At 34.2% G+C, this 20,965-nt stretch carries 15 protein-coding genes; 14 read left to right on the forward strand and 1 reads right to left on the reverse strand.

Annotated elements, in window-relative coordinates; all coding sequences use genetic code 11:
* Positions 1-21: 21 nt before the first annotated feature.
* The 5 genes from cdaS to ACFVT8_RS04110 all read left to right on the forward strand — a co-directional run bounded on the left by cdaS (position 22) and on the right by ACFVT8_RS04110 (position 3,829).
* Positions 22-642 (forward strand): sporulation-specific diadenylate cyclase CdaS, encoded by a 621-nt coding sequence (gene cdaS, locus ACFVT8_RS04090; protein ID WP_323655358.1) that lies wholly within the window; start codon positions 22-24, stop codon positions 640-642.
* A 98-nt stretch (positions 643-740) separates the two neighbouring features.
* Positions 741-1,184 carry a MarR family winged helix-turn-helix transcriptional regulator gene (locus ACFVT8_RS04095; protein ID WP_387081834.1) on the forward strand — a complete coding sequence of 148 codons (444 nt, stop codon included), beginning with the start codon at positions 741-743 and terminating at the stop codon, positions 1,182-1,184.
* A 53-nt stretch (positions 1,185-1,237) separates the two neighbouring features.
* Positions 1,238-2,179, forward strand: a complete 942-nt coding sequence (locus ACFVT8_RS04100) for a ring-cleaving dioxygenase (RefSeq protein ID WP_387081833.1) — start codon at positions 1,238-1,240, stop codon at positions 2,177-2,179.
* 15 nt (positions 2,180-2,194) lie between these two features.
* A complete protein-coding gene (locus ACFVT8_RS04105; protein WP_387081832.1) occupies positions 2,195-3,250 on the forward strand; it encodes an LLM class flavin-dependent oxidoreductase in 1,056 nt (351 codons plus the stop codon).
* Positions 3,251-3,262: 12 nt separating this feature from the next.
* Positions 3,263-3,829, forward strand: coding sequence for an NADPH-dependent FMN reductase (locus ACFVT8_RS04110; protein WP_387081831.1), 567 nt, complete (start codon positions 3,263-3,265; stop codon positions 3,827-3,829).
* A 66-nt stretch (positions 3,830-3,895) separates the two neighbouring features.
* Here the strand turns inward: ACFVT8_RS04110 and ACFVT8_RS04115 are convergent, their stop codons facing one another.
* Entirely contained in the window at positions 3,896-4,921 is a 1,026-nt protein-coding gene (locus tag ACFVT8_RS04115) for a DUF2332 domain-containing protein (protein ID WP_387081830.1), read from the reverse strand.
* Between the two features lie 404 nt (positions 4,922-5,325).
* On the opposite strand from ACFVT8_RS04115, the gene ACFVT8_RS04120 reads away from it, so the two are divergent.
* The 9 genes from ACFVT8_RS04120 to ACFVT8_RS04160 all read left to right on the forward strand — a co-directional run bounded on the left by ACFVT8_RS04120 (position 5,326) and on the right by ACFVT8_RS04160 (position 20,959).
* On the forward strand, positions 5,326-6,114 hold the full coding sequence (locus tag ACFVT8_RS04120; protein ID WP_387082538.1) for a LysR family transcriptional regulator: 789 nt from the start codon (positions 5,326-5,328) through the stop codon (positions 6,112-6,114).
* Between the two features lie 203 nt (positions 6,115-6,317).
* Positions 6,318-6,992, forward strand: a complete 675-nt coding sequence (locus ACFVT8_RS04125; RefSeq protein WP_387081829.1) for a response regulator transcription factor — start codon at positions 6,318-6,320, stop codon at positions 6,990-6,992.
* A gap of 82 nt (positions 6,993-7,074) precedes the next feature.
* Positions 7,075-7,998 carry an ABC transporter ATP-binding protein gene (locus tag ACFVT8_RS04130; protein WP_387081828.1) on the forward strand — a complete coding sequence of 308 codons (924 nt, stop codon included), beginning with the start codon at positions 7,075-7,077 and terminating at the stop codon, positions 7,996-7,998.
* Positions 7,991-8,773 carry a hypothetical protein gene (locus ACFVT8_RS04135; RefSeq protein ID WP_387081827.1) on the forward strand — a complete coding sequence of 261 codons (783 nt, stop codon included), beginning with the start codon at positions 7,991-7,993 and terminating at the stop codon, positions 8,771-8,773. The genes ACFVT8_RS04130 and ACFVT8_RS04135 overlap by 8 nt, the downstream gene beginning before the upstream one ends.
* 13 nt (positions 8,774-8,786) lie before the next feature.
* Complete coding sequence (locus ACFVT8_RS04140; RefSeq protein WP_387081826.1) at positions 8,787-9,671, forward strand: sensor histidine kinase; 885 nt, start codon at positions 8,787-8,789, stop codon at positions 9,669-9,671.
* Positions 9,672-10,238: 567 nt separating this feature from the next.
* Complete coding sequence (locus tag ACFVT8_RS04145; protein WP_387081825.1) at positions 10,239-12,131, forward strand: MFS transporter; 1,893 nt, start codon at positions 10,239-10,241, stop codon at positions 12,129-12,131.
* A gap of 832 nt (positions 12,132-12,963) precedes the next feature.
* Complete coding sequence (locus ACFVT8_RS04150) at positions 12,964-13,764, forward strand: ParB N-terminal domain-containing protein (RefSeq protein ID WP_387081824.1); 801 nt, start codon at positions 12,964-12,966, stop codon at positions 13,762-13,764.
* Positions 13,765-13,818: 54 nt separating this feature from the next.
* The gene (locus ACFVT8_RS04155; protein WP_387081823.1) at positions 13,819-17,793 is read left to right on the forward strand and encodes an amino acid adenylation domain-containing protein; all 3,975 of its coding nucleotides are present in this window, start codon (positions 13,819-13,821) and stop codon (positions 17,791-17,793) included.
* The gene (locus tag ACFVT8_RS04160; protein WP_387081822.1) at positions 17,786-20,959 is read left to right on the forward strand and encodes a non-ribosomal peptide synthetase; all 3,174 of its coding nucleotides are present in this window, start codon (positions 17,786-17,788) and stop codon (positions 20,957-20,959) included. Before ACFVT8_RS04155 ends, ACFVT8_RS04160 begins: the two co-directional genes overlap by 8 nt.
* Positions 20,960-20,965: the final 6 nt, after the last annotated feature.

Consider the following 20,965-nt stretch of genomic DNA (forward strand, 5'->3'; position numbering starts at 1 on the left):
AATTGAAAAGCGGGTGTTTTTGTGGATCCAACAAATTGCGATTTTTCACCAATGAAACAAACTTTAAAGGAAGAGCTTCTGCAGGTCATTCATTCATTACAGCAAAGTGTAGAAGCTATGGATACTGATACAAACTGTCTTCTTGGGAATTTTGAAAAAATAAAAGAGAAATTTGTAACAATTGAAATGAAGGCTGCTACGTTTTATTTGAATTGCTATCTTTCGCCGTTTACAGAAAAATATCCTGAGCTTTCGCATAGCGTCCAAAATATGTCTAAAAGAAGACACGGTGGACTAATTGTTATTGAACGGGAGGATTCTGTAGCATCGATTATACAGCCTGGTATCCATATTGGAGCAGAAGTAACGCATTCCTTATTAGAATCTATTTTTTTTCCTGGAAATCCGCTGCATGATGGAGCAGTATTAATAAGCCAAAATTTAATTAAGTCAGCAGCAAATGTACTGCCTCTGTCAGAGAGATATACCGGGGAAAAGAAATTAGGCACAAGACATCGAGCAGCATTAGGGTTAAGTGAAGTAAGTGATGCGCTTGTCATGATAGTGTCTGAAGAAACAGGGAGAATTTCGTTTGCCTTTAAAGGAAACTTATATCCAATTACGACGCATGGCATTATATAGTGTGAGCTTCACACTGAAAAAAATCTTGAATTCGAGATATTTTTCTTGCTTATTTATCATTTGCGTTGTAAAGTGATGAATAAGAGGAGGAGGAAGCAATGCGAAAACACACGCTCGGATCATTGACGTGGATTCGGATGATGCGCTTTACAAATCAAAGTAACCAGCTTTCCAATGAGTTTTTAAAGCGTTTTGACTTAACGACTGCACAATTTGATGTCCTAGTACAAATAAAGACATATGCACCGTTAACGCAATCCCAATTAGCAGAGAAAGTGATAGTGACGCAAGGTGGTATGTCTCGGATGCTTGCTCGTCTTGAAAAAGAGGGACTTATTGAACGTAAGCAAAATTGGAAGACTAAAACAATCTCACTAACAGCTAAAGGCGAGCAAATGATTGATGCGGCAACTCCAAGTCAGCTACAATTTCAATCTTCATTGTTTGAAGAAATATTAACAGAAGAAGAAATGAAGACTTTAAATACATTAATGTCGAAATTAGAGAAGCATAGTCGTGAAAAAAAATTACCGCCAGCATGACTTTTTTTACAACATCACTTGCTTAGTCAAGTGAAAACGAGGAGGAAACATTCATGAACAAATTAAGTGGACATCATCATATATCAATGCTAACAAAAAACGGCAAACGTAATAATGATTTTTATACAAAAATTCTCGGCTTACGTCGTGTAAAGAAATCAGTAAACCAAGATTCGCCCTCCATGTATCACTTGTTTTATGGAGACTTAACAGGAGCACCGGGTACAGAATTAACATTTTTTGAAATGCCTGTAGCAGGACGGACAGTTCGAGGAACAAATGCAATTACACGTATTGGACTACTAGTGCCAAGCTATGACAGTCTGCAATATTGGAAAAGTCGTTTTCAAGAATTAGAGGTTGAACATAGTGGAATTACAACTTATGCAGGGAAAGATGCTTTATTTTTTGAGGATCATGAAGGATTACGAATGGTGCTTTTAAACAATCATAATCACGAAACACCAGCTCATTGGCAACCGTGGGCCGGCTCTGATATCCCTGCAGAACATCGTATTTTAGGGATGGGTACTGTTGAAATGACAGTGCGTTACTTGCAACGGACAGTAAACTTATTAAAAGAATTATTTAACTACACAGCTGTTGAAGAAAGTGAAAAAGAAGTAATATTGCAATCCATTCCTGGTGAAGTACTTGGGGAAATCGTCATTAAAGAATTAGAAGGGCCAAGTGAGAAACCAGGTCGTGGTAGTATTCATCATCTTGCATTACGTGTCGAAACAGTGGAGGAATTACAACAGTGGGATATCAAAATTAAGGAACAGGGCTTTGATAGTACTGGCATTGTGGATCGTTATTATTTCCAAAGTCTTTATTTCAGAGATCGTAATGGAATTTTATTTGAAATGGCAACAGATGGCCCCGGATTTACAGTTGATTCGGCAGTAGAGGATCTTGGTAAAGAACTTGATCTCCCACCATTTTTAGAAGATAGACGTGCAGAAATCGAAGCTATTTTAGAGCCACTAGATTAAGGAGAGATTAAAATCATGGAAAAATATCGCATTGATCAGTCAAAAGGCATTGAATTTGGCTTGTATTCATTAGGGGATCATATTCCAAATCCATTAACAGGTGAACGTATTTCAGCTCAGCAACGCATCCAAGAGCTAATTGAAGCAAGTCAGCTAGCAGAACAAGCAGGTATTGATGTCTTTGCTGTTGGCGAAAGTCATCAATCGTACTTTACTACACAGGCACACACGGTTGTTTTAGGAGCCATCGCACAAGCTACATCAAAAATCAAATTAGCAAGCTCTGCGACGGTACTAAGCGTCTCTGACCCAGTGCGTGTATATGAAGATTTTGCGACGATTGATTTAATTTCAGATGGACGTGCAGAAATAGTCGCTGGCCGTGGCTCTCGAGTTGGTGCATATGATTTACTAGGCGTTGATTTAAAGGATTATGAAGAAATTTTTGAAGAAAAATTAGAGTTACTGAAAAAAATAAATGACGACGACCTTGTCACTTGGGAAGGACAATTCCGTGCACCACTTCGCAATGCGCAAATTTTGCCACAACCTAAAAATGGATCGTTGCCAATTTGGCGAGCTGTCGGTGGACCACCTGCTAGTGCCATAAAAGCAGGTTATATGGGCATTCCGATGATGCTAACGACTTTAGGTGGTCCTGCAGTTAACTTTAAGCCATCAGTAGATGCTTACAGAGAAGCAGCAGAGCGAAGTGGCTTTGATCCGCAAGAGTTACCGATTGCTACAACTAGCCTTTTCTATGTTGCTGATACGACTCAAGAGGCACTACAAGGGATGTATCCCCATTTAAATGGTGGATTCCAAGCTATTCGTGGCGCGGGTTATCCAAAGCAACAATTTGCACAAGCTCCAGATACGCGAGACTCCCTAATGGTGGGAAGTAAGGAACAAATTATTGAAAAATTACTGTACCAATACGAGCTCTATGGCATGCAGCGTTTTATGGCACAAATTGACTTTGGCGGTGTGCCATTCGATAAATTAATGAAGAACATAGAAATTATAGGGAACGATATTCTACCTGCAATCAAAAAATATACAGCAAAATAAGGAGTGTACAGCATGAAAATTGTTGCACTAGCTGGTTCAATTGTTGGCTCAAAAACAAAAACAGCCATCAGTAAAGTAGTTGAAATTTTACAAAATAAATATCCAGAGCATGAAGTTACGTTACTAGATCTTGCTGAGTTCAAGATGGAATTTAGTGATGGACGAAATTATTTTGAATATGATGGGGATACAAAATATGTGACGGAAACAATTATGGCTGCAGATGCGATTGTCATTGGAACGCCCACATTTCAGGCTTCGATTCCGGCAACACTGAAAAATATTTTTGACTTACTACCTGTTAATGCCTTTCGCGATAAAGTGGTAAGTACGGTTGTCACAGCTGGTACATCGAAGCACTATTTAATGATTGAGCAGCAGTTAAAACCAATTCTCGCTTACATGAAGGCCCACATCGTTCCAACATATGTTTTTATAGAAGAAAAGGATTTTTTACGGAAGGAAATTGTGAATGATGATGTTCTGTTTCGCCTTGACCGTTTAGCTGAAGATACGGTGATGGTAGCTGATGCGTTTGCAGAAATTCGTGCTAAAAAAGATGCAGAATATGATTTTTAGAGATTACTAATTTAAATAATGGGCGCTGCGTAAGAGGGAAATCTTACGCAGCGTTTTTCATGTTTTTTATTTATTGTTCGACCACTTGAACCATCGAGCATGACCATCAGGGCGCTCCATTATACGAATAGATTCTATTTGTCCTTGATCAATAAAATCTTGATGCAGTTGCATATCAAATAAATTGTTATAGCAATGGTAGAGAGGTCGTTCCAGACTGATCTCTTTCAATTGTTCAATTAGTTCAAGGCGTAATTCCATGGGGATTTGATTGGCCACATGTGTATGATAAACAACTAACATCGCGTCTTGATTAATATCTCTACTAATTTCTTTTATAAGTTTAATAGCATCTCCTTTTATCAGCTCTAAATCGAGTTCTTTTAAAATAGGGAGTGCTTGATTTAATAAAAGTCTACGTTCTTCATGCTCTGGCCAAATTAATGCTTGGAGCCATAGAAGCTCTTCCCCAGTCTGAATATCAATAGGATTTAAATCGATACCAACTCTTTTACAAACAACTGGAGTATTTGAAATGGAAGCTGGAAGCCGTTCCCCTTGATTTTCTGAGGGCAAAACGAAAGCGCTATTTGAATTGTTTATATGAAGCTGTTGATTATAGCAATAATTATATCGATCCATCCCAAGTTGAAGTCCTGCACTTGCCCCGATTTCTATTAAAGCTAATGGTTTTTGATGGCGTTCATAAATTTCTGTCATCATCGGATAAAGGTAAGAACAACGGCGAATTTCATTTGTCTGAACAAGTTTTTCTTGAAATAAAGTCTTCAACTCTTCTGAATGGGATAAGAAGAATGATTTAAAAACGGGATACACTTCATTTATAGATTTGGGTGTTGTCGTTAAGGATGGATAAAAATTAACTAAATCGTCTTTTGATGATGATAGCAAATATTGAACCCCAGCTAATAATAAATTAGGTACAGGTTGTCCTTGAGGTATAAATGCGGCAATTTTTAATACTTCTTCATCAGCGGCAATCTTATTGGCTAAATGCTCATACAGTGGACTTGAGTTTTCACATTCATCTTTTGCAAAAGTACGAAATTGTTTACTTAATTTAGCTAACATACGATTCTCCCCTTTGTATAAAAGTGATCGATCTACTTTTGAGTTTATTATTATTGGATAATTTAGTAAATTAAATATAGTTAATGAAGTTGATTAGAAATATTAATTAAAGAGGTGAGAGTTTGGATTATAAATGGATACAGTCTTTTGTTGTAGCCGCTAAATCCTGTAATTTTCGAGTGGCAGCAGAAGAGTTACATTTATCTTCCTTCAGTTGAAGACCCCTACCTTTAATGGTGGATAGATGAATGCAGATGTGGTTCCCTTTCAGTGGGTGTCAAAGACCTACTGGATGAAGATAAAGCCTCCGGCGGATGTCACGGATTTTCAAAGGAAAGAATTGTGCTGGCACAATTCAAAATCCGGACGCAATTTCGCCAAGGCGAAATTGATCTTAGCCAAGTATCACAGTTCATATTCATCAATTAGAACAATTTTTGAATGTAAAATTATTCAAACGTGAAAAAAATTGTGTGCAATTGACAGAGGCAGGGCAGCTTTTTCTAATGGAGGCTCAGCAAATCATCTATCAATGGGATAAAAGCATTGAACGTTTTCAGTTAGCAACAAAGGGAATCGAAGAAAAGCTAATTATTGCAATGACCCCTTTAATGGTGGAAACGATATTGCCCCATGTTATCTATCAGTTTATCAATGATAATCCAACCATTGAAATATCTATTCTAGTAGAGGATTCAGCAAAAATTGAGGATTTAATAAATAGTGATAAGGCGCATATTGGTATTTCTTTATTGCCAACACGTTATCGTCATTGGCATCAAGAGCTCCTTGTAGAGAGTCCTCTAGAATTGGTTATTCCCTTGGATGCTTTTGATGATGAGACGGGAGCTTATATTGATTATGAGGAATTATTTCAAACCTACACTTTATTTACACATCATCATCCAACTATTTGGGATGATTTATTACATAAACTTCAGGAAAAATATGTAGTGACCAAGCAAGTATCCATATCCCAATCCTATGTGGTAAAGCGCTTAATAAAAGATGGATTAGGCATGTCATTTTTGCCACGGATGATAGTGAGAAAAGAGCGCATGGAAGGGAGGTTTAATATCATTCCTTTCGATGAATTAGCTTTGCCAAGTGTTCCTGTATATCTTTTTTATAAGGATTCAGTAAAAATTCCAGAAGAGCTATTAAGTTTATTTCAGACGAGGGATTATTTGTAAAATCATAGTCAACCATTCCGAGAATTACTTATCGATTTCATAGCTATATTAATGGTTCATATTAAAAGTAGGGAAGTCGTTAGTAAAACCTATGCCATGTAAGTTGAATTCCGTTATGGTGATAGCTATTAAATATTTAATGTTGAACGACATAAAGTTTCGTATAATATCAATAGGGATATTTTAACAAAGGTGTGATTGTATTGAGAATATTATTGGTTGAGGATCATGAGGATGTAAATGCAATGTTAACCGAATTGTTTGAACAAGCGGATTATCAGGTAACAAGTGTGATGGATGGTATAGAAGGTCACCGGGCATTTCTGCAACATGAGTTTGATATAGTGCTTCTTGATATTATGCTTCCCTATAAAAGTGGGGATGAATTACTAAAAGAAATTCGCGCTAATTCGGATGTACCAGTTGTTATGATTTCAGCAAAAGATTTAGTGTCTACAAAAATCGATTTGCTTCGTTTAGGAGCGGATGATTATATTACGAAACCTTTTGACCTTGGGGAGGTACTTGCCCGTATTGAATCGATATTACGTCGTGTTAAAAAACAAGCTACACCTTTGAAGCAACTGCAATACAAGGATATAGTACTGGATGATGTCGCAAAGCGAGTTAAAGTGAGTGGTGAAGAGGTCTTGCTAACTGCAAAGGAATATTTATTGCTCGAATTGTTTATGACAAACCAAGAGAAAGTATTTACGAAAGCAAATTTATATGAATCCATTTGGCAGGAAGAATATTTAGGAGATGAACATATTATTAAAATCCATATTAGTAATCTTCGACATAAATTAAAGACAAAAAATCCTCAAGCGGATTATATAGAGACGCTTCGAGGGCTTGGTTATCGTTTACGTCCATAAATTATCCGTAATCTATACGCCATCTTTACTTTATCTATACCTTTCATGAGTAATCTATGAATATGAAAGGGAGGTGCTTAGTATGGGAGAAACCATATTAAAAACGAATCAATTAACGAAAAGATATAAAAAGCATAAAGTACTTCACGACGTATCAATCGAATTAAAAGAAGGACGTATTTATGGGCTTATTGGTGAAAATGGTGCGGGAAAATCAACTTTAATGAAGATTATTTCAGGGATTAGTTTTCAAACAGAAGGTTCATTTGAGTTATTTGGAAAATCATCTGACAAGGAAATACAGCAACAACGAAAACGTATTGCAAGCATGATTGAACAGCCAGCGATAAGCCCTGATATGACTGCAAAAGGTAACCTTAAATATCATCGTTTAATGCGGGGGATTCCAAATGAGGAACTAGAGGATGAAATACTGCAATTGGTTGGATTGACGAGTACCAACAATAAGAAGGCTAAGCATTTTTCACTAGGTATGAAACAACGTTTAGGGATTGCTATTGCGTTATTAACTAACCCAGAGCTATTGATTTTAGATGAGCCAGTGAATGGGTTAGATCCTATAGGTGTTGTTGAAATTCGTCAGCTTTTAACACGTCTTTGCGAAGAACGACAGATGACGATTTTAATTTCGAGTCATAATTTACCTGAACTTTATCAAACAACAACTGATTATATCATTATTCATAAAGGGAAAATTATGAAACAAATGACGCAACAACAGCTCGACGAAGAATGTAGACATTATATTCGCATTGGATGTACAGCCCCCGAACAATGTGCACATGTATTAGAAACAATTCTTAAAACACAAAATTTTCAAGTCATGCCAAATAGAACGATTAAATTGTATGATTTCTTAGAGGATCTTGGGGACGTATCAACCGCCTTGTTTGAAAATGGGGTAACACTTACAGAATTTAGTCTACAAGGTGATACATTAGAGAACTACTTCCTTACGTTAATTGGAGGTGAGCACGATGTTTAATTTAGTACGTGCCTACCTCTATAAAACGACTAAATCCAAAATATTTTGGGTCTTATTGGCTCTTACCACATGTTCTGCAACAGCGATGTTTAGTATTGCCTATGGGATTGGCAATAACTCAATAAATGAAAGTGTCAGCAACGTTGGTTTTTTACTATCTGATATGAATACGATGTCAATAGTAGGCGCAGTACTTGCCACTATACTTATTTGTTCAGATTTTGATACAAAAAATATTCATCATCCAATTATTAGTGGCTTTGCAAGAATACAAATTGTTATAAGTAAAGCGATTGTTTTCTGGATATTACTTATTGTTCTTGTAAGCCCGTTTATCATCGTGACAATAATTGGCTTATCAATGGACAGCGCGTTTAGTATGAGCGGGAAAGCAGCAGGTTTTTTAAGCATTCTAACTTCGACTACTGGTGGTAGCTTTGGCGAATACGTAACAATAATGATCACCATGACAATGGTTTATCTTGCCCAGTTAACGATTTGTATTTTACTGGCGTTTGCCTTAAGAAAATCGGTACTTGTAGTAGCTGCGTATTACATGATGTCCATGTTCTTTGGGCAGGTCGCTAGTTTTCAGGATTCATTTGAGATGATAGATAAAGTATTATCCTTCACACCGTATTCAGCGGAGTATCTTACGATTAATTTAGGCATGAGTAAAGGTGATATAATTTCGGCCGTATCCATTTGTGTCATCTTTATAGTAGCAATTATATTTTTAACATTTATGACATTTAGAAAAGCAGAAATCAAGTAAGGGGATGTAGGGAATGTGGATTGTGGCAATTGTAGTCATTGTAGGATTACTGTTTTATATTTTTTATATACAAAGACAAATACAATTGATGAACATACAATTGTCACAACGTCTAAATGAGCAATATACGCAGCCAATTAGTGTAGAGCTATTAAACAAAGAGATCAATCAACTAGTGGCAAATATAAATCGCATATTGATAGAATCGCAGAAATCAAGGTCGTATATTAAACGGGAAGAAAAATACTACAAGGAAATGATTTCAAACATTTCTCATGATTTTCGTACGCCACTAACTGCGATAAAGGGCTATCAACAAATGATTTTAAAAGAACCCTTAACAGAAAAGCAGCTTGCAAAGCTTGAAGTCGCACAAAAACATGTTGGAAGACTAGAGCAATTATTAGCAACATTTTTTGAATATTCCTATTTGCATAGTAATGAAGATCAACCCAAAAAGGATCGTATTAATATATCAAAGATAGTATTTGAAGAGATTGCTGGTACCTTTGCACAATTTGAACAAAAAGGAATAGCCGTCAACTTACCTAATTTTGAACCGCTCATTATTAACTCAGATGAAGAAATGCTTTTACGCATTGTGCAAAACTTAGTACGAAATTGCATCATGCATGCGCAAGGTGATGTAACAATCAAGATGTGGTTAGAAGAAGAACATGCATATATCTGTTTTCAAAATCCGATTGACGAAAATATTCAACTAAATCCTAACCAGCTCTTTGATCGATTTTATACAACAGACAATTCCAGACGTAAAAACACGGGTCTAGGACTATCTATTGTCAGGCTGCTAGCAGAAAAATTAGGTGGAAGTGCAACAGCCAAAATAGAAAATGGCATGATTGAGTTTTTAGTGTGTTTAAAGAAGAATATGTAATATTAGAAGCCAAGAAGCTTAGTGCATCTTGGCTTCTAGTATTACATATAACGTTTACAACAATGTTATAACGATTTGTGAATATAAAACTATTTAAGGTAATTATAGTATATGTGGTAATGGTTATGTTGATGGCGAATTAATAATTATATTACACCTAAAACGGCCATTGTCATTCTTAGTATACATTTAAAAGAGTTAAGTGATATTCAGTAATCATGATTATAAAGTGTCGTAGTATCGTTAATAACCAATTAGGAAATAGCATCTAATGGTGTAAGAAACGAAAAAACGGTATTTGTAAAAGCGTTCTTAATCTATGCAAAAGAGAAAGTCTGGAAAGGTGATGTTGAGTTTTATCGGATAATGGACGGGCCGGGAATAAATTTAAAAATAAAAATATATAAAATTTGAAAAGAGCTGTCTGTAATGAATAAGTATTTATAGATGAAATGTAAAATTATTCCCATTCAGTATATTAAGTTCTTGAAACTGACAACTCTGTCATTTTATAATAATGACAGAGTTGTTGATTTTACTATTTTTTCTAATACCGGAGGAAAAAGGATGAATGGTGGTTCTGATTCAAAACGTCTGTATAAAAATAAGGCTTACTTGTATTTGATTGCTTCCCAAAGCATTTCAGCTATTGGGAATTGGCTGGATATTTTAGCTGTAATTACTTTGGTTGCTGTAAAGTGGAACGCTTCACCAATAGCAGTATCTGGAGTTATGCTAGTGTTTGTTAGTCCTATGGTTCTGTTTGGTCCTTTTAGCGGGGTGCTAAGTGATCGCTTTGAACGACGCTTAATTATGTTGATTTCCGATCTATTCTGTTTGGTCCTTGTTCTTGGAGTTGCATTTTCAACCCAACTATGGCAAATATATGTTTTGATATTTTTAAAAAGTTCGTTTGTAGCATTATTTATTCCTGCAAAAAATGGAAAATTAAAAGAGATTGTAGATGACGATCAAATTCAGACTGCTATGGGAATAAGTGGGATGATTGATAACGGTGCAAAAATTATTGGTCCAGTACTTAGCGGAATGTTTGTTGCTACTGCAGGCATCCAATTGGCATTTTATATCGATGCTCTTACTTTTGCTTTGTCAGCGCTCTTTTTACTTGGTGTTCCAAAGCACCATCGAAATATTAGAGTTGAAGAAAACGAAAAGCAAAAACTGAAAATCATTTCTAATTTCCTAGTAGAACTGAAAGAAGGATTCTCTTTCCTAAAAACAATTCCTGTCATTTTAGTTAGTTTAATTATTACCACATTGTTGCTTCTCGTTTTACAAATCGCCGATACTCAATTCATGGTCCTTTTAAGGGGGATCTTTAAAGACCCTGTAACTGTTGCAGGATATTGTATGGCCGCTAGTGGCGGTGGTATGTTTATAGCGTCAGCTATATATACAAAAAAACATATTCGTTCGACACTAGGTTGTATGTTTTTCGGTTCTTTAGGACTTGGAATTTCACTTGCAGCGCTTGCTCTTATGTCTCAACTTTCTCCTACACTTCTTTTAATTGCATATCCCATTCTATTTTTTCTAACTGGTTTTTCTTTTGGATCGGCGATTATACCTTTAAACATTATTGCACAAAAAAGTACTCCAGTAGATAAAACTGGCCGTGTCTTCGGAATGATTAACAGTATGACTACACTTGGGACATTGATTGGAATGGTTTCAGGTGGAATTCTTTCCGAAATGTTTGGTGTTGTTACGACATTTATTGTGTCAGGCACATCTATTATTGCAGTCAGCTTGCTAACAATCATAATTAAATCTCCTATTGAAAGAAGGTTCGGAATATCACCTAAAGTGTCGAAACAGTATAAAGAAAAACGCAAGCGTGAAATATTGAAGGCTGCAGAAACTGTGTTCTGTCAAAAGGGTTTCGAACCTACAACTATGAAAGACGTTGTTAAAGTATCTGGGATGAGTCGAGGTGGAGTATATCAATATTTTTCTAGCACAGAAGAGATGTTTAAGGGCATCCTGAATGAAAGGGAAGAACAGTTTGAAAAGAAAATTCATAATCTTATTCAAGGTAATCAAACTGTTTGGGAAACTATAGAGTCTATTTTAGATGAGTACAATAAAGATTCATTTAATAAAATTGGTGCAGTTACTTATGAATATTTCGTCACAGGATGGCGTAGCGAAGGAATGGAACGTATTCCGTATTTACTTACACGTTTCAATCGTGCAAGGGAGAACTATATCAAAGTGCTTCAAAAAGGAGTAGACACAGGGGAATTTTATCCAAAACAGCCCCTTAGTACAATTGCCACCTTTATGATAAATGTTACTGATGGCATCTTATTGGAGGCAAATCTTGCTGGAAAAAAAGAAGCTGACACAGAGGGACAGATAAAAGCCTTAAAATTATACCTCAAAACTGTGCTGCAAGTTGAAACTAATCTCCTAGAAACGGGTGCATCTCCGAATTAGGAATAGCTTTTTTCATGAAATGGCCAGATTAACAGAACAATAACTTTAGAAAAGCGGCAGAATTTACAGTAGTTTAACTGACTTCTCCGTATAAGGAAGCCCTAAGTATAGTGAGATTGTGAAGGGTTCTACTTTAGGGAGAATTTTAATAAACAAGAGCAAATTAATTCCGACAGCTAAAAAGAAATTCTTTTAAAATAATTTCTTTCATACGTCCTTGGGCTTAATAGGCATGGAGTTACAGGGAGTATTCACCGGCACTTTAAAAAGAACTGGGTTTATAAAGCAAAATCAGATTTAATATTAAGGGAAATTCGACATTTTTTCTATAAATATGGAATTGATGTCGGATTTTTTATCGTTCAACTTTACTTCTCTTTTAATTTTATAAAAATTTTCTAATGTAGTAAATTTTTATTGTACACACTATGTCTTTAATTAACTGAATATACAGAATATCGATCGGAATAAATCTTAATAATTTAAATTAGTTGAATTTTTATGTTAAATATGAAAAAATAGATAAAAATTGATTTTTATCCATTATATGGTTAGTTATCTTGGTATTGGAAGGTGATTGTTATCTGATATAAGCTAATTTTAAATTCTGCAACTATTCTTATACTAACTGATTTGTAAAAAACACATTACAAAATAATATTTCAGAAAATTTTATTTAATCAAAAAGTACGCTTTATCTTTGAGTAAAATTATTTTCTACTACAAGTTGGAAACTAATAAAAGTTTTTATTGAATAATCATATAAACGTTTATTATGTGCTGCTGTTACATATTTTTAGTTTACCTACAATGATGAAAGGGGCAAGTGGAAATGCCTGTTAACACAATACCAGAGAATATTTTAAAAACGCTTAAATTCATTCCAGTTGAGAATATCTGCTTCCATGAAAAATACAATCATCGTCATATAGAAAATATACGTTCATCACTCGAAATGGATGGAGTTCTAAAAAATCCACCATTGGCTTTATATATCGATAATGGGAAGTATTTGATTTTAGATGGGGCGCACAGAACATCAGCTTTGAAAGAACTAGGTTGTAAAAATATATTAGCTCAAGTTGTATCTACTGAAAATCTTGACTCTTTAAAAGTTGAGACATGGTATCACTTAGTGCCTTTAGGTGACTGGATTCAGAGATTAAAAGAAAGTTTGAAATTAAAATTCGGCAATGAAAGTGAAGATAGACAATCTATTGCTAAACTGTACTTTAGCAAAAATAAGCAAGAGAATATATATGGGGATAAAAAAGATATCTCATTAAAGAAAAAAATAGAATTATGGAACTTAGTAGTAGAGTCATATAGCAAAGATTGTGAGGTTCAAAGGCTAAAATCCTTAAACAACCTAAATTTACAAAACGATAATATGGTCGTTGTAAGCTTTCCAAAAGTAGACATAAATTTTATGAAGACTGTTGGTCTAGAGAACCTTCTTTTACCACCAGGTGTTACTAGATGTATATTAAGCGGGAGAATTCTCAACTTAAATATTCCCATAGAACTTCTAAAGAAAGCGGAACCTCTCGATAGAGATTGGGATATGCTTATTAGCAGATGGTCAAATAGTCTGAGGTTTTATGAAGAGCCTGTTTTTATTCAAGAACTCTAAAGCTTAGTTTCCCTTAAAATTATTTTCACTATAAATAAAATGAGGAGATATAGAATGATGAGTAATCTAAATGGAAGAGGAACATCAGAAGCCCCAATAAAACAAGAAAATAAAGAGTTTTGGAGAGGACAATTAGAGGGTGTTTCACCAGGAAAAAAATTACCTGAACAAGAAGTGTTTTTTAATGAACCAAAAGATAGCCTTACATTTAATATACCTGAAAATATACTTCAAAGTCTGTTGAACATGTCAGATAAATATCAAACTAAAATGGATCATATTTTACTATCATCTTATGTAATTCTACTTTGTCGCAAAAGTAATCAGGAATGTATAGTAATTGAATCAACCCTATCACCCTTAATACTTCGAATAGAAGTAAATGAAGATTTATCTTTTTTGGAATTCTTGTCATTAATAGAGAAAAAACAATGTGAAATAATGCAACATAGTCAAATAGATTCAAATGAGCTTTTTAATGAGCATTTTTCAGAGACCCATAATCAATACAAGAAAATAAAGTTTAGTCACGCAATTAATCCCATACACAATAAAGAGAGTGAATATTTTGAGATTTTGTTTGGTTTATCATCGGAGGAAGGACGGATAACTGTTCAGCTTTATTATAATGCAGAGATGTTTGATGAAAGAATTATTGAGAGTATAAAGATGCAATATTTAGATATTTTAGAAGATGTTTCAAATAACCCTGAACAAAATGTTTCTGGCATTCAATTATTAAATAAAAAAGAAGATATATTTTCAACTTTTAATAATAATATTCCTGACAAGTTTGTTTTAGACAATAACTGTGTGCATCAGCTATTTGAAAAACAAGTAAATGCAACTCCTTTTAATATAGCAGTTGATTTTGAGGGAGAAGTTCTATCGTATCAACAATTGAATGAAAGAGCAAATCAATTAGCACACTTTCTTAAAGAACAAGGAATTGGCCCAGATACACTAGTTGGCATTTATGTAGAACGATCTTTGGAAATGATCATAGGCCTTTTAGGAATTTTAAAGGCGGGTGGTGCCTATGTGCCAATTGATCCTTCGTATCCAGAAAAAAGAATAGAATATTTACTTGAGGAAACAAACGTTTCGATAGTTTTAACGCAAGAACATCTTAAAGCCAGAATAATTAAAGACGGTGTTCAAGTAATTTGCCTTACTTCACAATCTAACTGTTTTAGGTATAGCTGTGAGAATTTAGATAATGATGTCACTCTAAAAAACTTAATATATGTGATATATACTTCTGGTTCTACTGGAAATCCCAAAGGGGTTATGGTGCAACATGAAGGTATTGTTAATTATCTTACATGGATGCAAAAAAACTTTGAATTAACTCATGAGGATAAAGTCATTCAAAAGGCACCTTTTAGTTTTGATGCCTCAATAAGAGAGATATTTTGGCCATTAATATCAGGGGCACAACTAATAATTGCCAAGCCAAATGGTCATAAAGATACAGATTATCTATTAGAGCTAGTAATTAATAAAGAAATCACCACCATTGTTTTTGTACCTTCGATGCTTAAAGTCTTTTTGCAACATGATGGAATAAAAAGATGCACTTCTTTAAAAAGAGTGTTTTCGTCAGGAGAGGCTTTATCTATCAGTTTACAACAATCTTTTCATAACGTTATAAAAGCGGATTTAATTAATTTATACGGACCTACTGAAGCTTCTGTTACAGCAACTGCTTGGAAAAGTAAAAGGGATAAACAGCTTAGTTTCATCCCTATTGGAAAATCAATTGATAATGTAAAAGTATATGTTCTAGATAACAAATTAATACCTGTACCTACTGGAGTTCCTGGTGAAATGTATATAAGTAGTGTTGGTTTAGCAAGGGGCTATCTTAACCAATCTGATTTAACTAAGCAGGCTTTCGTTCATAATCCATTTAATGATGGCTTGTCACCATATTTATATAAAACCGGCGATATAGGACGTCTGCATTTGGATGGAACCATAGAGTATTTAGGAAGAAAAGACTTTCAAGTGAAAGTAAGGGGTTTTCGTATAGAACTTAGTGAAATCGATTATGCTTTATCACAGTATCCTACTATATATGAAGCTGTTGTTGTAACACAAAAATTTAATGAGGATGATAATCGTCTTGTGGCATACATAGTACCGAGGAGTAAAACATCTGATTTAAAAATAATAGACATTAAAAAATACCTTAAAGGGAAGCTTCCGGAGTATATGATTCCATCGAGTTTCGTTTTTTTGGATGAATTGCCTCTTTCTCATAACGGAAAACTCGATCGTAAGGCTTTACCTAAACCTGAATATATATCGGATCAAGAATATATTGAACCTAGAACAGAGTCTGAAAAAATTCTGTCAAAGGTATGGGGTGAAGTTCTCCAAACTAGTGATATTGGAATTGATGATAACTTCTTTGAGCTCGGTGGAGATTCTATACTGGGAATGCAGATAATAACAAAATGTAGAAAGTTAGGTCTGTATTTTACTTTTAACCATCTTTTTAACCAACCTACTATAAGAGAACTCTCTAAACATATTCAAACTTCTTTCTTATCAGAGTTAATTCAGAAGCAAACTAAAGTAATAGGTACGAATATATTGACGCCTATACAGCGATTATTTTTTGAAAAAAAATTACTTAATTTTTCTCATTACAATATGTCTCTATCATTAGATTTACACGAGGAATTAGATATTGAATTGTTACAAAAAGCTCTTAATTATTTAGTAGATCACCATGATATCCTACGGTCAAAATTCATATATAATGCAGCGAATTGGGAACATTATTATGATGAAGGCATTAATGACATTCCACTTTCAGTTCATAACTTTTCTGATTTAGCCATACCTGTTCAAAATCAAATGGTAATTGAAACAGCAAATAGTAAACAAAAATCGTTAAATATAATAGAAGGTCCATTAATAACTGCCGAATATTTTAAATTACATCCTACACAGGGGGATAAGTTATTAATAGTTATTCACCATTTAATTATGGATGGAGTGTCTTGGAGAATTTTAATTGAGGACTTAGAAAGCCTCTATCTACAATTGAAGACAGGTAGTGAAATTAATTTACCTTATAAAACGACTTCGTTCCAAGAATGGGCATTCGAGCTCAAAAAGTTAGTCGTCTCACGTAAACTGGATAAAGATTATCAATATTGGAGGAGCTTTAATCCAAAGCGAGTACCATTTCCTAGAGATTTTACTACTGGAGAGAATTCACTAGTTTCAGCAAGAAATATAAGCGTTTCTTTATTAGAAAATGAAACTGAAGAATTACTGAGATTGGTACCTAAAACCTTTGGATGCCAAATTAACGATATACTTTTAGCTGCCTTATTAATGACCTTTAAAAATGAGATAGCACATCAGAACTTGTATATAGATTTAGAGGGACATGGTCGAGAAGAAATAATTGATAAAGTAGACCTATCAAGAACTATAGGTTGGTTCACTAGTATATATCCAGTCTTTATAGACGCAAACGAAGTTAGAGAAGACCAGGACTTAAAGGAATTGGTAAAGATTGTTAATGAAAATTTACAATCTATTCCTAACAGAGGAATCGGATTTGGGTTGCTTCGATATCTAAATGATTCTCAAGATGAGAGTGATAGACTAAGAGATTTACCAGCAGCAGAAGTTAAATTCAATTATTTAGGTCAATTTGATCAAACTTTTAATAGTTCTATCTTTACGATGAATCAAAGATATAAAGGGAGAGAAATAGATGAACGAGGGATTAGAAGTTATATCTTAGATATTCTTGCTATGGTGACGGACAAAAGATTAAAGATAAATTGGGAATATAGTTGTAACATCAATCAACAAATCACCATTCAAAAACTTGCCGATAATTATATAGATAATTTAAGAGAAATGATAGGTTATTGTAAAAAAAATAAAGAGCTAACATTTTCTAATCCTGAAGAATTTCCAGAGGCTAAAATTAGTCAAAAGGATTTGAATAAATTGATGGGTATATTATCAAATAAAGGAGCGTCTAAAAATGGATAATATTGAAACTTTATATGAACTATCTCCTTGTCAGCAAGGCATTCTATTCCATTCAGAATTTGAACCGGAACAAGGGTTATATATCGTGCAATACTCCTGCGAGCTAAATGGGAATTTAAAAGTATCACTATTATTAGAAAGTATTCAACAAGTAGTGAAGCGCCATCAAGCACTACGAACTGATTTTTTCTGGAAGGGACTTGAAAAGCCAGTTCAGGTAGTTTATTCAGATATAAAAATACCATATGAATTTCATGATTGGTCTAATCTTTCTAATGAGAACTATGAGAATAAACTACAAAAGTATCTAGAAATAGATAGAGGAAAGGGATTTACAGAAGTACCTTTATTTCGATTTACTTTAATAAAAAAAGGTGAACAAATTCATCAATTAATAATTACACGTCACCATCTCTTGTTAGATGGATGGAGTCTATCTTTATTATTAGAAGAGATTGGTCAAGGTTATAAGAATTTAATTAATGATACACCTATTAGATATAGGATTAATAGTCAATACAAGGATTTTATCCAATGGCTTCAACTGAGGGATTCGTCATATGATAGTAATTTCTGGGAGAATGAGCTTAAAGATTTTAAGGCGGCTACAAATATCAAATTTGCGAAAAAAACAAATTACGGTAAATATACTTACGAATATAATGAAACAGAACTAAAGTTATCTCTTGATTTATCTGAAAAAATACGCCAGGTTGGACGATTGAATCATTACACAATAAATTGCTTACTACAGAGTATTTGGGCACTTCTTTTACATCGATATAGTTTGGAAGAAGAAGTCGTTTTTGGAACAACTTTTTCTGGAAGACCTGCAGAGCTTGAAGGCGCTGAATCGATTTTAGGAATGTTTATTAACACTCTCCCTTTTAAAGTGAAAATTAAACATACAGAAACATTCTCAAATTGGGTAAGAGAAGTTCAAAAGCAATTTCTTAAGATAAGAGAATTTGAACATACTCCACTAATCAAGCTTAGAGAATGGGCTGATATTCCGAATGACCAAGCTTTGTTTAATAGTATATTTGTATTTGAAAGCTACCCAGAAACAACGAATAAAAATGAATGGGGAAATGTTAAGATTCAAAATCCTTTTATAATAGAGAGAACAAATTACCCTGTTTCATTTATAGTAAAGCCAGGCAAGGATATTACTTTACAAATAAAGTATAAAACTGATGAAATTTCAGATGAAACAGCTAATTTAATATTAAGCCATTTCGAGAAAGCATTAAAATGTATTGTTGAAAATCCTGATCAACAAGTACAGGATATATCTATTTTGTCAGAGATGGAAAAGGAGAGAATATTAAAATACTCAAGAGGTAAAAAAGTCTCTATTAAGAAAAATTTACTCGTTCATAATTTATTTGAAGAACAGGTTCAAAAAACACCGGATGTTATTGCAGTTGTTGATGATCAAGACAAGATAACCTATAGGGAATTAAATGAAAAGGCCAACCTACTAGCATATTATCTAAGGGATAAAGGAATAGGACCTAATTGCTTGGTGGGGGTGTGTTTTAATCATTCAATAGATTTAGTTGTTGGAATATTAGCAATATTGAAGGTGAGAGGAGCATATGTCCCTCTTGACCCTAGCTATCCCTTAGAACGCCTAAAATTCATTGTAAAAGATGCAAAGCTAGAAATTATATTAAGTCATAGTGACCTCTCAGTTTTAATAAAAGAGAATCAGGCAGAAATCATTTATCTTGACTCGCACGAGTGGAAACAAGACTTAAGAAATTTAGGGAATTTACCTTGTAAAGCTGGCACTGAGGATAATGCTTATGTAATTTATACTTCTGGTTCTACAGGTACACCTAAAGGAGTTGTTATTTCGAATAAAGGACTTGTAAATTATTTAACGTGGGCTTTGGAGGCTTACAAGACATCGGAAGGTAATGGTGCTCCTGTACACTCTCCTATTGGTTTTGATTTAACCATTACTAGTTTGTTTTTACCGTTGTTAGCTGGTAAAACGGTCAGTCTTGTATCAAATGATCTAGGATTCGATTCACTAAGCGAAGCATTGAAAAAAACTAAAAACTTTAGCCTAATAAAAATTACACCTGCTCATCTTCAAATGCTTAGCCAGCAGCTACCCAAAAATGAGTTAAAAGAGGTAGCAAAGCGAATTGTTATCGGGGGAGAAGCTCTTTACCAAGAACATATAAAAGTATGGCAGGAACATGCACCAGAAACCATCTTAATCAACGAGTACGGGCCAACCGAAACTGTTGTTGGTTGCTGTATCTATGAAGTTCCTAACGACTATAAGGAATCCTCATCGTTCCCGATTGGTCGTCCTATAAATAATACTAATATATATGTTTTAGATAAATTATTAAGATTAGTTCCTTCTGGAATAACAGGTGAAATCTATATTGGGGGAGACGGAGTTGCAAAGGGCTATCTTAATCGCCCAGAGCTCACACAAGAAAAATTTATAGATAATCCTTTTCTACCAGGGGAACGACTATTTAAAACAGGTGATTTAGGAAGGTTCTTACTTGATGGGAATTTGGAGTATTTAGGGAGAATGGATACACAGGTAAAAGTTAGAGGGTATAGGATAGAGCTTGGTGAGATTGAAGCGGTACTGAATCAACATCCGAGAATCAATAAATCAGTAGTAATACTAGATGATGATAATTCGAAAAATAAAAAAATAGTTTCATATATAGTTTTAGAACAAGGTTTAAAAGTTGAAACAAAGGCAATTTATGATTGGCTTAGTAGTATCTTGCCTAGTTATATGATTCCGGCTCATATGATTCAGATGAAAGAATTACCTATCACCACTAATGGAAAGGTAGATAAAAAATCTTTACCTAAACCGCAAGCAGTAGCTAGTAAACAAATAGAGGAGACTCCGAAAACAGAAGTAGAAATATTAGTTGCTGATGTATGGTCTAACGTCCTAGAGTTTGACCAATTCAGTAAAAAAGATAATTTCTTTAGTTTAGGGGGGCATTCATTACTTGCTATGCGTATTGTTTCCGAAATAAATGAGTTACTAAATATAAATTTACCTATTCGTTCTATTTTCGAGACACCAACAATTGAAAGCTTTTCGAAAGTAGTTGAAAAAATATTGCTAGAGGATGAAGAAAAACAGGTAGATAACTTAGGGATTTATTAACGGAAA

It is taken from the genome of Lysinibacillus sp. NPDC058147 (assembly GCF_042884205.1).
GTDB lineage: Bacteria > Bacillota > Bacilli > Bacillales_A > Planococcaceae > Lysinibacillus.

Bases quoted from the DNA above. Each gene is read 5' to 3' on its own strand.
- ACFVT8_RS04095 (WP_387081834.1), top strand. From the start codon at position 741: ATGCGAAAACACACGCTCGGATCATTGACGTGGATTCGGATGATGCGC.
- ACFVT8_RS04100 (WP_387081833.1), top strand. From the start codon at position 1,238: ATGAACAAATTAAGTGGACATCATCATATATCAATGCTAACAAAAAAC.
- ACFVT8_RS04105 (WP_387081832.1), top strand. From the start codon at position 2,195: ATGGAAAAATATCGCATTGATCAGTCAAAAGGCATTGAATTTGGCTTG.
- ACFVT8_RS04110 (WP_387081831.1), top strand. From the start codon at position 3,263: ATGAAAATTGTTGCACTAGCTGGTTCAATTGTTGGCTCAAAAACAAAA.
- ACFVT8_RS04115 (WP_387081830.1), bottom strand. From the start codon at position 4,921: ATGTTAGCTAAATTAAGTAAACAATTTCGTACTTTTGCAAAAGATGAA.
- ACFVT8_RS04130 (WP_387081828.1), top strand. From the start codon at position 7,075: ATGGGAGAAACCATATTAAAAACGAATCAATTAACGAAAAGATATAAA.
- ACFVT8_RS04135 (WP_387081827.1), top strand. From the start codon at position 7,991: ATGTTTAATTTAGTACGTGCCTACCTCTATAAAACGACTAAATCCAAA.
- ACFVT8_RS04140 (WP_387081826.1), top strand. From the start codon at position 8,787: ATGTGGATTGTGGCAATTGTAGTCATTGTAGGATTACTGTTTTATATT.
- ACFVT8_RS04145 (WP_387081825.1), top strand. From the start codon at position 10,239: ATGAATGGTGGTTCTGATTCAAAACGTCTGTATAAAAATAAGGCTTAC.
- ACFVT8_RS04150 (WP_387081824.1), top strand. From the start codon at position 12,964: ATGCCTGTTAACACAATACCAGAGAATATTTTAAAAACGCTTAAATTC.
- ACFVT8_RS04155 (WP_387081823.1), top strand. From the start codon at position 13,819: ATGATGAGTAATCTAAATGGAAGAGGAACATCAGAAGCCCCAATAAAA.
- ACFVT8_RS04160 (WP_387081822.1), top strand. From the start codon at position 17,786: ATGGATAATATTGAAACTTTATATGAACTATCTCCTTGTCAGCAAGGC.